The following is a 13363-nucleotide window of genomic DNA, read 5'->3' as shown; positions in this document are numbered from 1 at the left end:
TAGGCGGCGTAGTGATCCGGACCACCCGCATGGGGGTACTTATCCTCGAACAACGGCGACCAACCGTGTTCGGTGGCGGCCGTACCGCTCGACCACCCGCTGACCGGTCAGCCGCTCGATGCGCTCGTGCACGGACGCGGGCAGCGCCGCCGAACCCGACACCAGCAGCCGGGCCCGCGCGAACGCGTCGGCGTGCTCCGGCTCGGCCGCGATCCGGTGGTACATGGTCGGCACGCCGAACATCACCGTGCCGTCGCCGCGCAACGCCTCGGCGGCCTTCGCCACGCTGAACGACCCCAGGTGGTGCACCGTCCCGCCGCGCCGCAACGGGCCGAGCACCCCGATGCCCAGCCCGTGCACGTGGAACAGCGGCAGGCCGTGCACCACCACGTCGTCCCCGGTCCACGCCCAGGTCTCCGCCAGCGCGTCGAGGTTCGTCGCGAGCGCGCGCCGGGGCAGCACCACGCCCTTGGGCGGGCCCGTCGTGCCGCTCGTGTAGACGATCAGCGCGGGCGCCTCGCCGTCCGGCTCGGGCAGGTCGACCGGCGGGCCGGACGGCAGCTCGTCGTCGACGACCAGGTCGGGCGCGCTGTCGGTGAGGATGTGCGAGAGCTCCCGCTCACCGACCTTGGGGTTGAGCGGCACCACCGGCACGCCCGCGAGCAGCGCGCCGACGATCACCACGCACGTCGCGGGCGTCGGCCGGGCCCACACCGCGACCCGCTTGCGGCCCGCCAACCCGTGCGCCACCCGGCGGGCCTCGTCCGCCAGCTGCTCGTAGGTCAGCTCACGCTCGGGGAACCGCAGGGCGATCTTGGCCGACGGCGAGGCCAGCGCTGGCAGGAGCATCCCCCCACAGTGACCGGCCACGCCGTCGTGCGCATCACAAGTGTGGTTCGAGCCACGCCATCAGGTGGATCTTCGGCCGGGCGCCCACGGTCTGTGCCACCAGCTCGCCGTCCTTGTACAGCTGGAGGGTCGGCGCGGACATGATCCGCTGGTCGCGGGCCGTGCGCGGGCTCGCGTCGGTGTCGACCTTCACCACGGTGAGGTCGTCGCGCTCCCGGTCGATCTCGTCGAGCACCGGTTCCAGCATCCGGCACGGCCCGCACCAGACGGCGCCGAACTCGACCAGGACGTTCCCCGTCCCGATCGCCCCGCTGAACTCGTCGTCGGTCAACGTCCGCATGGTCCGCTCCTCTGCTCGGCTTCCTGCAGTTGTGCGCGCACCTGGTCCCGGACCGCCTGCAGCCGCGTGATGCAGTCGTCCAGCTCGGCCAGCTTGCGCCGGTACACCTCGACGGACGCCTCGCAGGCGTCGCCGCTGGTGTGGCCGTCGCGCAGGCACTGAACGAACGGGCGGGTGTCCTCCAGGGCGAACCCGATGCCGGTGAGCGAGCGGATCTCGGCCACCAGCCGCAGGTCGTCCTCGTCGTACTCCCGCTGCCCGTTGGGCCCGCGGCGCGCGGGCAGCAGTCCGAGGGACTCGTAGTAGCGCAGCGCCCGGGTGGTGATCCCACCCCGCCGCGCCAGTTCTCCGATGCGCACGCTGCCGATCCTCCGACTTGACGTTGACGTCAACACAAGTGTGGCTCACGCCACCCGATACCCTTTCCAGTTGTGCTAGTGCTCGCCTTGGACACCGCCACCCCCGCCGTCACGGCCGGGGTCGTGGAACTGACGCCCGACTCGCCGCCCCGGCTGCTCGCCCAGCGGGTGACGGTGAACGCGAAGGCGCACGGCGAACTGCTGACACCGCACCTGCAGGAGGCGATGGCGGAGGCGGGCCACCGGCTGTCGGACCTCGACGCGATCGTGTGCGGCTCGGGTCCGGGGCCGTTCACCGGCCTGCGCGTCGGCCTGGTCACCGCCGCCGCCCTCGGCCAGGCCCTCAACCGGCCCGTCTACCCGGTGCCGACGCCGGACGCCATCGCGCTGGACGCGGCCACCGGCCGGGCGCTGCTCGTGGCGACCGACGCGCGCCGCAAGGAGGTGTACTGGGCGGCCTACGACGCGGCCGGCCGGCGCACCGACGGCCCGCACGTGGACCGGCCCGCCGACCTGGTCGCGAAGCTGCCCGCGGTGGCCGAGGCCGCTGGGGAGGGCGCCGAGCTGTACGCCGACGTCATCGGCCTGCCGCTGGTGCCGGCGCGCTACCCGTCGCCGGTGTCGCTGGTCGCCGCGGCGGCCGGTGAGCTGCTGGCCGGTGCGCGTCCCGCCGCGCTGACCCCCCTCTACCTGCGCCGTCCCGACGCCGTCGAGCCGGTCGGCCGCAAGCGGGTGACGAAGGGGTGAGCCCGCGCACCGTCACGATCGCGCCGCTGCGCCACGAGGACGCGGCGCTGTGCGCGCGGATCGAGCAGGAGCTGTTCCCCGGCGACGACCCGTGGAGCGAGAACGCGTTCCGCAGCGAGCTGGACAACGGCAACTTCTACGTCGGCGCGTACTTCGACGGCACCCTGATCGGGTACGCGGGCCTCGGCCTGACCGACTTCGAGGCGAGCGTGCACACGATCGCCGTCGTGGCCGACCACCAGGGCGACGGCGTCGGCAAGACGCTGCTGCGCGCCCTGCTCGCCAAGGCCGACGAGGCGGGGCTGCCGGTGTTCCTGGAGGTCCGCACGGACAACGCGCCGGCCATCGGCCTCTACCTGGCGCACGGGTTCGAGCACCTCGGCCTGCGCCGCCGCTACTACCAGCCGTCGGGCGCCGACGCGTACACGATGGGAAGGCCCGCGAACCGTGACTGATCGGCTCATCCTCGGTATCGAGAGCTCGTGCGACGAGACCGGCGTCGGCATCGTCCGGCTCGGCCCGGACGGGTCGCTGGAGCTGCTCGCCGACGAGGTGGCGTCCAGCGTCGAGGAGCACGCCCGCTTCGGCGGCGTCGTGCCCGAGGTCGCGTCCCGCGCCCACCTGGAGGCGATGGTCCCGACCATGCGCCGCGCCGTGGAGAAGGCCGGCATCGAGCTGCGGGACGTGCACTCCATCGCGGTCACCGCCGGTCCCGGGCTGGCCGGGGCGCTGCTCGTCGGCGTGTCGGCGGCCAAGGCGTACGCGGCGGCGTTGGACAAGCCGCTCTACGGCGTCAACCACCTCGCCGGCCACGTCGCCGCGGACACCCTCCAGCACGGGCCGCTGCCGAAGCGGTGCCTGGCGCTGCTGGTGTCCGGCGGGCACTCGCAGCTGCTGCTGATCGAGGGCCTGGCGGAGAGGATCACCGAGATCGGGTCCACGGTGGACGACGCGGCGGGAGAGGCCTACGACAAGGTCGCCCGGCTGCTCGACCTGCCCTACCCGGGCGGTCCGCCGATCGACAACCTCGCCAAGCAGGGCAACGGCTGCGCCATCGCGTTCCCGCGCGGCCTGACCGGGCCGCGTGACGCGAAGTACGACTTCTCCTTCTCCGGCCTGAAGACGTCGGTGGCCCGGTGGGTGGAGAAGCAGGAGCGCGCGGGCGAGGAGATCCCGCTGGCCGACGTCGCCGCGTCGTTCCAGGAGGCGGTGGCGGACGTGCTGACCGCCAAGGCGATCCGGGCGTGCAAGGACCTCGGCGTGGACACGCTGGTGATCTCCGGCGGCGTGGCGGCGAACTCGCGCCTGTCGGGTCTCGCGGCCGAGCGCTGCGCCGAGGCGGGCCTCGAACTGCGCGTCCCCCGTCCCCGCCTGTGCACCGACAACGGCGCGATGATCGCCGCCCTCGGCGCGCACCTGGTGGCCGCCGGCGCCAAGCCCTCCGCCCTGGACCTGTCCACCACCCCCGGCCTGCCCGTGAGCACCATCCAGATCCTCTGACCCGCCACGCCCCCTCCCACCTCCCGCGTGTCCTACCTCCAGACCACGCGTGTCCTACGTTCGCGTCGCGAGAGTCCTACGTTCAGGACACCTGAGTTGAACGCTCAGGACACGCGCACGTCGAGCCCTTCGGCCTGGCCGGTGGCGAACGCCGCCGCGTAACGCCCCTCGCCCAACGCGGCACGGGCGGCGGCGGCGATCCGGTCCACGTCACCGCGCTCGCCGGACGGCAGCGGCACGCCCACGGACGCCCGCGCCGCCGTCGCCGCACCCAGCAGCCGGGCCGCCCGCGCCGCGTCACCGGCCAGGACCAGGGCGCCCGCCACGCCCTCCAACGCCAACGCGACCGCACGCGGGTCACCCGTCCGCCGGGCCAGCGCCAACCCCTCCGACTGCAGCTCGAACGCCCGCGCCGCGTCACCCCGCAGCTCGGCCACGAACCCCAGCTCGGCCAGCACCAACGTCGCACCCGACTCGAACCCCGCCCGCCGGTGCCACGCCCGCACCCGCTCCCAGTGCGCCTCCGCCGCGTCCAGCCGCCCCTCGCGCCGCGCACCCATCGCCAACCCGGTCTCCGCGTACACCTCACCTGGCGAGAACCCGTGCTCCGCCGCCGCACGACGAGCCCGTTCGTGCAGGTCACGCGCCTGCGCGTAGTCACCCCGCGTCATCGCCACCCGCCCCAGCCAGGACAGCTTGTACGACACCTCCGGCCACGACCGCAGCTCCTCGGCCACCCGCAGCCCCTCCCGGTGCACGGCCTCCGCCCGCTCGTGGTCGCCGGACAGCTGCGCGAGCACCCCCAACCCGAACGACGCCTTCAGCTGCCCCCACCGCTCACCCAGCGACGCGAACAGCTCCGCGCACCGCGAGGCCGACGCCCGCGCCCGGTCGACCTGGCCGCGGGCGAGGGCCTGGCTCACCCGGTCGCTGTGCGCGGCGGCCACGCCCCACTCGTCGCCCAGCTCCTCGAACGCCGCCAACGCCTGGTCGGTCAACCTCTCGGCGGTCGGCATGTCGCCCGCGGTCGACAGCACATAACCCAGGAACCACCGAGCGCGCGCCCGTTGCCGGGGATCCTCGATGTCCGCCGTGCCGGCCAGGGCGGACGGGTCGGCCGCCTCACCCAGCAGCACGCCGAACGCGGCCCGCCACGCCACCGTCGCCGGATCGGTCGCGGTCATCAGCCGCCGACCCTCCCGCAGCCGCCCGCGCAGGAACCAGTACCAGGTCAACGCGCTGGTCAGCCCGGCCGCACCGACCGGGTCCAACGCCTCGTGCGCGGCACGCAGGTTCGCCGTCTCGGCGTCCAGCCGGTGCAGCCACGCCACCTGCCCCGCCCCGCGCAGCTCCGGGTCGGCCCGCCGCGCCAGCGCCAGGTAGAACGCCGCGTGCCGAGCCCGCACCTCCTCGGACTCGCCCGCCTCGTGCAGCCGTTCCCGCCCGTAGTCGGTGACCGACTCCAGCAGCCGGAACCGCGGCTCGCCGGTGTGCTCGGGCGCGACCACCAGCGACCGGTTGACCAGGCTCGTCAGCACGTCCGCCACCTCGTCGGCCGCCACGCCACCGCCCGCGCACACGGCCTCGGCCGCGTCCACCGCGCACCCGTCCACGTGCACGGACAGGCGGCGCAGCACGGTCCGCTCGGCGTCACCGAGCAGGTCCCAGCTCCAGTCGATCACCGCGCGCAGGGTGCGCTGCCGGGCCGGCGCGTCGCGGTGCCCGGTGGCCAGCAGCCGGAACCGGTCGTCCAGCCGGTCCAGCAGGGCGGTCACGCCCAGCCCCCGCACGCGGGTCGCGGCCAGCTCCAACGCCAGCGGCAGCCCGTCGAGCCGCCGGCAGATCGCCTCGACCACCGGCGCGTTGTCCGGCGTGAGCGTGAAGCCGGGAGCGGCGGCGGCAGCGCGTGCCGCGAACAGCTCCACCGCGCCCTCCGCGGACAGCGGCGGCACGGCCCGGACCACCTCGAACGCCAAGCCGAGCGGCTCACGGCCGGTGGTCAGCACGCGCAGGCCCGGCACGGCCCGCAGCAGCCGCGACACCACCGCGGCGACCGGCTCGACCAGCCGCTCGCAGTTGTCCAGCACGAGCAGCACCTCGCGCGCCCGCAACGCCTCCACCAGGGCCTGCCCCGGCGCGTCCTCGCGGATCCCCAGCACCTCGGCCACCGCGCCCGTCACCTGCTCGTCCCGGCCGACGCCCGCCAGCTCGACCAGCCACACCCCGTCCACCGCCGACACCCGCCGCGCGACCTCCACGGCCAGGCTCGTCTTGCCGACCCCGCCGGGCCCGGTCAGCGTGACCAGCCGGGAACGCCCCACCAGCCCGCGCAGCTCCTCGACCGCCTCGTCCCGGCCGACCAGGTCGGTGACCGGCACGGGCAGGTTCGTGCGCGGCCCGCCGACGGCGCCCAGCGCCGGGTCGTGGGCGAGGATCGCCCGGTGCAGGGCGGTCAGCTCGGGACCGGGCTCCAGCCCCTGCTCCTCGGCCAGCAGCCGACGCAGCTCCGCGTAGCTCGCCAACGCCTCCACCTGCCGCCCGGCCCGGTAGAGGGCGCGCATGTGCAGCCCGCGCAAACGTTCGCGCAACGGGTGCCGCGCCACCTCCGCCGCCAGGTCGACGTCACCGACCTCGGCGAAGGCCTCCAGCGCCGCCAGCCGTTCCGCGGTCCAGCGGGCCGCCGCGGGCGCGACGAACGGCGCGTCGGCGAACTCCTGCAGCGGCTCACCCCGCCACAACGCCAGCGCCTCCGCGAACCGGCCGCGCGCCACCAGCTCGCGGAACCGCAGCACGTCCGAAGTGGACGGGTCGACCCGCACCGCGTACCCGCCGGGCGAGTGCGCCACCAGCTCGCGCCCGCCCGGTTCGGCCGTCTCCAACGCCCGCCGCAGCTGCGAGACCTTGGTCTGGAGCGTGTTCACCGGGTTGCCAGGTGGTTCGTCGCCCCACAGGTCGAACGCCAACCGGTCCGCCGACACCGGCCGCCCCTCGTGCGCGAGCAGGTCCGCCAGCAGCAGCCGGACCTTCGCCTCCGGGACCCGGACCGCCTCACCGCCCGCCGTCCACACCGCGAGCGGCCCCAACACCCCGAATCTCACGCCCGGACCGTAACCGGGCGACCCCCAGCGGACCCGCAGCGGACCGTGCGCGCCCCCGGCCACCGTGGAGGCACACGAACGAGTGAGGAGCACATGACCGACAAGACACCGCTGACCCTGATCGGCCTCGGCCCGATGGGCCAGGCCATGACCACCGGGTTCCTCGCCGCCGGCCACCCCGTCACGGTCTGGAACCGCACGCCCGCCCGTGCCGACGCCGTCGTCGCCCTGGGTGCCACCCGCGCCGCCACCGCCGCCGACGCCGTCGCCGCGAACCGGCTGCTGGTCCTCAGCCTCACCGACTACGCGGCCATGTACGACATCCTCGACGGCGTCGACCTCGCCGGCCGCACGGTCGTCAACCTGAGTTCCGAGACGCCCGACAAGACCCTCAAGGCCGCCGCCTGGCTCGCCGAACGGGGTGCGGAACTGCTGGTCGGCGGCGTGATGGCGAACGCGCAAATGGTCGGCCACCCGGCCGCCTACGTGTTCTACAGCGGTCCCCGCGAGGTGTTCGACCGGCACGCCGACACCCTCGCGGTGCTCGGCAGGCCCGACTACCTGGGCGAGGACCACACCCTCGCCCAGCTGCTCTACCAGGCGCAGCTCGACGTCTTCCTCACCTCGCTGGCGGCGATGCTGCACGGCATCGCCCTGGTGAAGTCGGCGGGCTTCACCGCCGAGCGGTACGCGCCCCACCTCACCGACGTCGTCTCCACCCTGGCGATGTACGTCGACGAGACCGCGCGGCACGTCGACTCCGGCGAGCACCCCGGCGACCTCGCCACCGCGGCCATGATGGGCGCCACCGCGGCGCACGTCGTGGGCGCGAGCGAGGCCGCCGGGGTCGACACCGCGCTGCCCGCGGCGGTCCGGTCGCTCTACGACCGCGCCATCGCGGCCGGGCGCGGCAAGGACAGCTGGACCGTCCTGATCGACGTCCTCAGGGGCTGATCACACGGCGTGCAGGCCGGGGTCGCGGTCCTCGACGACGAACGACGCCACCGTCGTCGCCTCGGCCCCGGCCGCCCGCACGTACGGCAGCGCCCGGAAGTCCGCCCGCAGCTCACGGGCCGTGAACTTCGTCCGCACGTACCCGCGCCGCCTGCTGTGCAGCTTGATGTGCGGGTTGTTCCGCAGCTGCACCTCGTCGGCGGTGTCGTTGCCGTCGCCGCCGGAGGTCACCGACGTGCACACCAGCTCGGTGCCCACCGTCCGCGACGACGCCGGGTCGTTCCAGTCGGCCTTGATCTCGGCGGCGTACGCGGCGTGCACGTCACCGGTCAGCACGACCGCGTTGCGGACCTTCGCGTCCACCCAGCCGCGCGTCACCCGGTCGCGGGACGCCAGGTAGCCGTCCCAGGAGTCCATGGACAGCTCCTTCCCCGGCCCGTCCTCGCGGTCCCGCTCGGCGAAGAACACCTGCTGGCCGAGCACGTCCCAGCGCGACCGGGACCGGCGGAACCCGTCGAGCAGCCACGCCTCCTGCTCGGCGCCGGTGATCGTGCGGGTCGGCAGGCCGGCGTCGGCGCAGGTCTTCCACCCGTCGCCGCACGCCTGGTCGTCGCGGTACTGGCGGGTGTCGAGCATGTGGAAGTCGACCAGCCCGCCCCACCGGATCCGCCGGTAGAGCCGCATGTCGATGCCGTCGGGCTTGGCGCCGCGCCGCAGCGGCATGTTCTCGTAGTACGCCCGGAACGCCGCCGCACGCCGGTCCAGGAAGGCCGGGTCCGGCTGCTCGGGCACCTCGTCGGCCCAGTTGTTCTCGGTCTCGTGGTCGTCCCACACCACCACCCACGGCGCCACCGAGTGCGCGAGCTGGAGGTCGGCGTCGGTCTTGTACTGGGCGTGCCGGAGCCGGTAGTCGGCCAGCGTGCGGGTCTCCGGGCCGAGCACCGCGCGCACGTCGCCCGCCTTGGCCGCGTACTCGTACTGGTAGTCGCCCAGGTGCAGGACGACGTCCGGGTGGTCCTCGGCCAGCCGCCGGTACGCGGTGAAGTAGCCCTCGCCGTAGTGCGCGCACGACGCGAAGCACATGGTCAGGTCCTGTCCGAGCACCCCCGGCTCGGGCGTCGTCCGGGTCCGGCCGACGGGGGAGACGTGGTCGTCGACCTTGAACCGGTAGAAGTACTCGCGGCCGGGCCGCAGGCCGAACGTCTCCACGTGCACGCTGTGCGCGGACTCCGGGCGGGCCGGCTGCACGCCCCGACGCACCACGCGCCGGAAGCGCTCGTCCTCGGCCAGCTCCCAGCGCACGGGCACGACGCGGTTCGGCATGCCGCCGAGGCCGTCCTCGTTCAAGGGCTCGGGCGCGAGCCGCGTCCACAGCACCATGCCGTCGGGGCCGGGGTCACCGGAGGCGACGCCGAGGGTGAACGGGTCGTCGAGCTTCGCGAAGCCCGCGCCGGCCGTTGCGAGCGCCAGGCCGGCGGCACCGCCGATGAGCAGGGAACGTCGGGTCACCGTGGTCATGGGCCACACCGTTGCCGACCAGGTTGGCGTCCGGGTGAACGGCGGTCTGCCGGCAGTGGACGACTTCACCCGCCAGGGTTGCGGGGGGTCGTTGAAGCGTTGGCACTCGCATGGGTAGAGTGCTAGATGCACGGCACCAGCAACCGCCCCGACCCCCGCGACGGCGGGGTGGCAGGAGCCGTAAACGCAACCTGCCAACGCTTTCGACGACCGTGGAGGTCAGCCCGGTGAGCGTGAACATCAAGCCGCTCGAGGACAAGATCGTCGTCCAGGCCAGCGAGGCCGAGACCACGACCGCTTCCGGCCTCGTGATCCCGGACACCGCGAAGGAGAAGCCCCAGGAGGGCAAGGTCATCGCGGTCGGCCCCGGCCGGATCGACGACAAGGGCAACCGCGTCCCGGTGGACGTGGCTGTCGGCGACGTCGTCATCTACTCCAAGTACGGCGGCACCGAGGTCAAGTACAACGGCGAGGAGTACCTCATCCTCTCCGCCCGCGACGTGCTGGCCGTCATCAACTGACGTTCGGCTGGACACGGCAAGACGCCCCGGCGAACCCCAACCGGGGCTCCCGGGGCGTTTCGCATCAAGAGAGGCGTAGGCAATGCCCAAGCAGATCAGCTTCGACGAGGACGCTCGTCGGGCCCTTGAGCGCGGTGTGAACAAGCTCGCGGACACGGTCAAGGTGACCCTCGGCCCGCGCGGCAGGCACGTCGTGCTCGACAAGAAGTTCGGTGGGCCGACCGTCACCAACGACGGCGTGACCATCGCCCGCGAGATCGAGCTGGACGACGCGTTCGAGAACCTGGGCGCCCAGCTCGCCAAGAGCGTCGCCACCAAGACCAACGACGTGGCCGGCGACGGCACGACGACCGCGACCGTCCTGGCCCAGGCCATGGTCCGGGTCGGCCTGCGCAACGTGGCCGCGGGTGCGAACCCGATGTCGCTCGGCGTCGGCATCCAGGCCGCGGCCGAGGCCGTCGTGGACGCCCTCAAGGCCAAGGCCACCCCGGTCAAGGGCCGCGACAACATCGCCCAGGTCGGCACCGTCTCGTCCCGCGACGAGTCCATCGGCGCCCTGCTCGGCGAAGCCATCGAGAAGGTCGGTGAGGACGGTGTGATCACCGTCGAGGAGTCCTCCTCGATGGCCACCGAGCTCCAGATCACCGAGGGCGTGCAGTTCGACAAGGGCTACGTGTCGGCGCACTTCGCCACCGACCTCGAAGCCCAGGAGACGGTGTTCGAGGACGCCCGCATCCTGCTGCACCGCGAGAAGATCTCGGCCCTGGCCGACCTGCTGCCGATCCTGGAGAAGGTGGCCGAGGCCGGCAAGCCGCTGGTCATCGTCGCGGAGGACGTCGAGGGCGAGGCGCTGTCCACCCTGGTGGTCAACGCCCTGCGCAAGACGCTGCGCGTCGTCGCCGTCAAGGCCCCGTACTTCGGTGACCGCCGCAAGGCGTTCCTGGACGACCTGGCCGTCGTCACCGGCGCGCAGGTCATCGCGGCCGAGGTCGGCCTGAAGCTGTCCGAGGCCACCCTCGACGTGCTGGGCAGCGCCCGGCGGGTCGTCGTGTCCAAGGACAACACGACCATCGTCGACGGCGGCGGCACCAAGGCCGACGTGGCCGGTCGCGCGGAGCAGCTGCGCCGCGAGATCGAGTCCACCGACTCCGACTGGGACCGCGAGAAGCTGCAGGAGCGGCTGGCCAAGCTGTCCGGCGGCATCGCCGTGATCAAGGTCGGCGCGGCCACCGAGACCGAGCTCAAGGAGCGCAAGCACCGCATCGAGGACGCGGTGTCCGCGACCAAGGCCGCGGTCGAGGAGGGCATCGTGCCCGGCGGCGGTTCGGCCCTGGTCCACGCGGCCAAGGTGCTCGACGGCGGCCTCGGCCTGTCCGGTGACGAGGCGACCGGTGTCGCGATCGTCCGCGAGGCCCTGGGCTCGGCGCTGTTCTGGATCGCCGCGAACGCCGGCCTCGAAGGCGCGGTCGTGGTGAACAAGGTGCGCGAGCAGGAGTGGGGCTTCGGCCTCAACGCCGCCACCCTGGTCTACGGCGACCTGCTGGAAGCCGGGATCATCGACCCGGTGAAGGTCACCCGTTCCGCGGTCACCAACGCCGCTTCCATCGCCCGCATGGTGCTCACCACCGAGAGCGCCATCGTGGAGAAGAAGGAAGACGAGTCCGCCTCCGCCGGCGGGCACGGTCACGGCCACGGCCACTGACCGGTCCCCGCACCGGTAGCGCGAACAGGAGGGGCGGCACCCACGAGGGTGCCGCCCCTCCCGCACGTCCGGCGTCGGCCCTACCGCACGTCGGGCTCGACGCCTTCCGCACGTCGGGCTTCAGGCCGGCGTCAACTGCCGCTTGCGCGCCTTGATGATGCTGTCCCGCTCGGACTCCGACAGGCCGCCCCAGATGCCGTAGGGCTCCTGAACGGCCAAGGCGTGCCGTCGGCACATCTCCAACACCGGGCACGACAGGCACACGGCTTTCGCCCGCGCCTCCCGCCGTGCCCGAGCCGGTCCGCGCTCCCCGTCCGGGTGGAAGAAGAACGCGCTGTCCATCCCGCGGCACGAGCCGCGCATCTGCCAGTCCCACAGATCCGCGTTGGGACCGGGAAGCCTTCGGGTGTCCGCCATCGAGACCGCCTCCTTGGCCCATGGACGAGAACTGCTCCATTCGGCGTAACGATGATCCACCGTAGAACCGCGCCAAAACTTGTTCAAGGGGTGTACGGGCTTTTGTCGGCAATTCATACGATGGGTGATCGATTCGATTTGAAACCTGGAGTTGCCGGTGACGTCAGGTGAACGGACGATGTCAGCGTGATGACGCCCCCCGACCACGCCGGGACGACGCCGGAAGGTGACCGGGATTCCGTTGCGGCGCAGGACGATCCCGCGCATTCGGTGACCCTCTCGGTGGCCGCCGTGGCCCGCAGGCTGGGCGTCGCGCCGGCCACTCTCCGCACATGGGACCGCCGTTACGGCCTCGGACCCAGTGATCACACAACCGGGCGACACCGCAAGTACGCGCCACTCGACGTGGCCAGGTTGGAGCTGATGCAGCGGGCCCTGCTGCGCGGCGCGTCGTCCGCCGAGGCCGCCAAGTACGCCCTGTCGAGCCCGGTGCGCGCGCCGCTGGTCCTGGCCGGCGGGGAGCTCGACCGCGGCGCCTCGACCGGCGGGCGCGGGCTGAAGCTCCAGGAGGCGAACCGGCGGGCGCGGGGCGTGGGGCGGGCGGCGCTGGCGATGGACGCGGCGGCGGTGCAGTCGCTGCTGGCCGACGCGATCGAGGCCGACGGCGTGGTCGCGACGTGGGACGACGTGGTGCGGCCGGTGATGGCCGCGATCGCGGCGAGGTGGGAGCACTCGGGGTCGGGCGTCGAGGTGTCGCACCTGGTGGAGCAGTGCGTGCTGGCCGAGGTGATCCGCGCGACGCCGGTCGTGACGAGGCCGCGCAACCACCGGCCCGTGCTGCTGGCGTGCATGCCGGACGAGCGGCACAACCTGCCGCTCTACCCGTTGGCGGCGGAGTTGGCGCGGCGCGGCGTCGGTGCGCGGCAGTTGGGAGCGGCGCTGCCGGCGGACGCCCTGGCGTCAGCCGTCCGCCGCACCGCCCCGGCCGCGGTGGTGCTGTGGGCGCAGCTGCCGCGCTACGCCGATCCGGGAGTCGTGTCGGCGCTGCCGAGGACCCGCCAACTCCTCCGCGTCTTCGCCGGGGGTCCGGGCTGGGAACGCGGCGTCGTGCCGCAGCAGGCGGAGCGGATCAACAATCTCGCCGCCGCCGCGGACGCGATCGAACGCGCCGTCTGCTGACCCCGCCCCACCCCGTCCCCTTCATCCCACATCACAACCCCGCCTCCGAGGTTTACGCCGCCGGTCCCGGGACCAACCTCCCTGCCTCCCTGCCTCCCTGCCTCCCTGCCTCCCTGCCTCCCTGCCTCCCTGCCTCCCTGCCTCCCTGCCTCCCTGCCTCCCTGCCTCCCTGCCTCCCT

Annotated in this window: 12 protein-coding genes and 1 pseudogene; 7 read left to right on the top strand and 6 right to left on the bottom strand. The window is 73.4% G+C overall.

Going from position 1 to position 13363, the window contains the following annotated elements:
* Positions 1-78 precede the first annotated feature (78 nt).
* From AB0G02_RS11680 to AB0G02_RS11670, 3 genes and pseudogenes are all read right to left on the bottom strand, one after another.
* Positions 79-849 (bottom strand): annotated as a pseudogene (locus AB0G02_RS11680) (AMP-binding protein); the annotation flags it as partial.
* Positions 850-883: 34 nt separating this feature from the next.
* Positions 884-1189 (bottom strand): thioredoxin domain-containing protein, encoded by a 306-nt coding sequence (locus AB0G02_RS11675; protein WP_360792726.1) that lies wholly within the window; start codon positions 1187-1189, stop codon positions 884-886.
* Positions 1177-1548, bottom strand: coding sequence for a MerR family transcriptional regulator (locus AB0G02_RS11670; protein ID WP_360792724.1), 372 nt, complete (start codon positions 1546-1548; stop codon positions 1177-1179). The genes AB0G02_RS11675 and AB0G02_RS11670 overlap by 13 nt, the downstream gene beginning before the upstream one ends.
* Before the next feature lie 72 nt (positions 1549-1620).
* Here AB0G02_RS11670 and tsaB point away from each other — a divergent pair, with 72 nt between their 5' ends.
* Genes tsaB through tsaD form a run of 3 tightly spaced genes read left to right on the top strand, consistent with a single transcriptional unit; the run spans position 1621 to position 3795 of the window.
* On the top strand, positions 1621-2295 hold the full coding sequence (tsaB, locus tag AB0G02_RS11665) for a tRNA (adenosine(37)-N6)-threonylcarbamoyltransferase complex dimerization subunit type 1 TsaB (RefSeq protein ID WP_360792722.1): 675 nt from the start codon (positions 1621-1623) through the stop codon (positions 2293-2295).
* Positions 2292-2750 (top strand): ribosomal protein S18-alanine N-acetyltransferase, encoded by a 459-nt coding sequence (rimI, locus tag AB0G02_RS11660; RefSeq protein ID WP_360792720.1) that lies wholly within the window; start codon positions 2292-2294, stop codon positions 2748-2750. Before tsaB ends, rimI begins: the two co-directional genes overlap by 4 nt.
* Complete coding sequence (tsaD, locus tag AB0G02_RS11655) at positions 2743-3795, top strand: tRNA (adenosine(37)-N6)-threonylcarbamoyltransferase complex transferase subunit TsaD (RefSeq protein ID WP_360792718.1); 1053 nt, start codon at positions 2743-2745, stop codon at positions 3793-3795. The genes rimI and tsaD overlap by 8 nt, the downstream gene beginning before the upstream one ends.
* A 104-nt stretch (positions 3796-3899) precedes the next feature.
* On the opposite strand, the gene AB0G02_RS11650 is transcribed toward tsaD, so the two are convergent.
* A complete protein-coding gene (locus AB0G02_RS11650) occupies positions 3900-6893 on the bottom strand; it encodes a BTAD domain-containing putative transcriptional regulator (RefSeq protein WP_360792716.1) in 2994 nt (997 codons plus the stop codon).
* Positions 6894-6986: 93 nt separating this feature from the next.
* On the opposite strand from AB0G02_RS11650, the gene AB0G02_RS11645 reads away from it, so the two are divergent.
* The gene (locus AB0G02_RS11645) at positions 6987-7847 is read left to right on the top strand and encodes an NAD(P)-binding domain-containing protein (RefSeq protein WP_360792714.1); all 861 of its coding nucleotides are present in this window, start codon (positions 6987-6989) and stop codon (positions 7845-7847) included.
* On the opposite strand, the gene AB0G02_RS11640 is transcribed toward AB0G02_RS11645, so the two are convergent.
* The gene (locus tag AB0G02_RS11640; protein WP_360792712.1) at positions 7848-9365 is read right to left on the bottom strand and encodes an alkaline phosphatase D family protein; all 1518 of its coding nucleotides are present in this window, start codon (positions 9363-9365) and stop codon (positions 7848-7850) included.
* Positions 9366-9592: 227 nt separating this feature from the next.
* Between AB0G02_RS11640 and groES the strand changes: the two genes are divergently transcribed.
* Both groES and groL read left to right on the top strand, forming a co-directional pair.
* Positions 9593-9886: a co-chaperone GroES gene (gene groES / locus AB0G02_RS11635; RefSeq protein ID WP_015105192.1), complete on the top strand. Its 294-nt coding sequence runs from the start codon at positions 9593-9595 to the stop codon at positions 9884-9886.
* Between the two features lie 82 nt (positions 9887-9968).
* On the top strand, positions 9969-11588 hold the full coding sequence (gene groL, locus AB0G02_RS11630; protein WP_360792710.1) for a chaperonin GroEL: 1620 nt from the start codon (positions 9969-9971) through the stop codon (positions 11586-11588).
* 120 nt (positions 11589-11708) lie between these two features.
* Here groL and AB0G02_RS11625 read toward each other — a convergent pair whose 3' ends face one another.
* The gene (locus tag AB0G02_RS11625; protein ID WP_033428626.1) at positions 11709-12005 is read right to left on the bottom strand and encodes a WhiB family transcriptional regulator; all 297 of its coding nucleotides are present in this window, start codon (positions 12003-12005) and stop codon (positions 11709-11711) included.
* A 270-nt stretch (positions 12006-12275) separates the two neighbouring features.
* On the opposite strand from AB0G02_RS11625, the gene AB0G02_RS11620 reads away from it, so the two are divergent.
* Complete coding sequence (locus AB0G02_RS11620) at positions 12276-13184, top strand: MerR family transcriptional regulator (protein WP_360792708.1); 909 nt, start codon at positions 12276-12278, stop codon at positions 13182-13184.
* Positions 13185-13363: the final 179 nt, after the last annotated feature.

This window comes from Actinosynnema sp. NPDC023658 (assembly GCF_040639995.1).
GTDB lineage: Bacteria > Actinomycetota > Actinomycetes > Mycobacteriales > Pseudonocardiaceae > Actinosynnema.
Note: the sequence above shows the minus strand (reverse complement) of the source record. Positions and strands in the feature narration are given on the sequence as shown.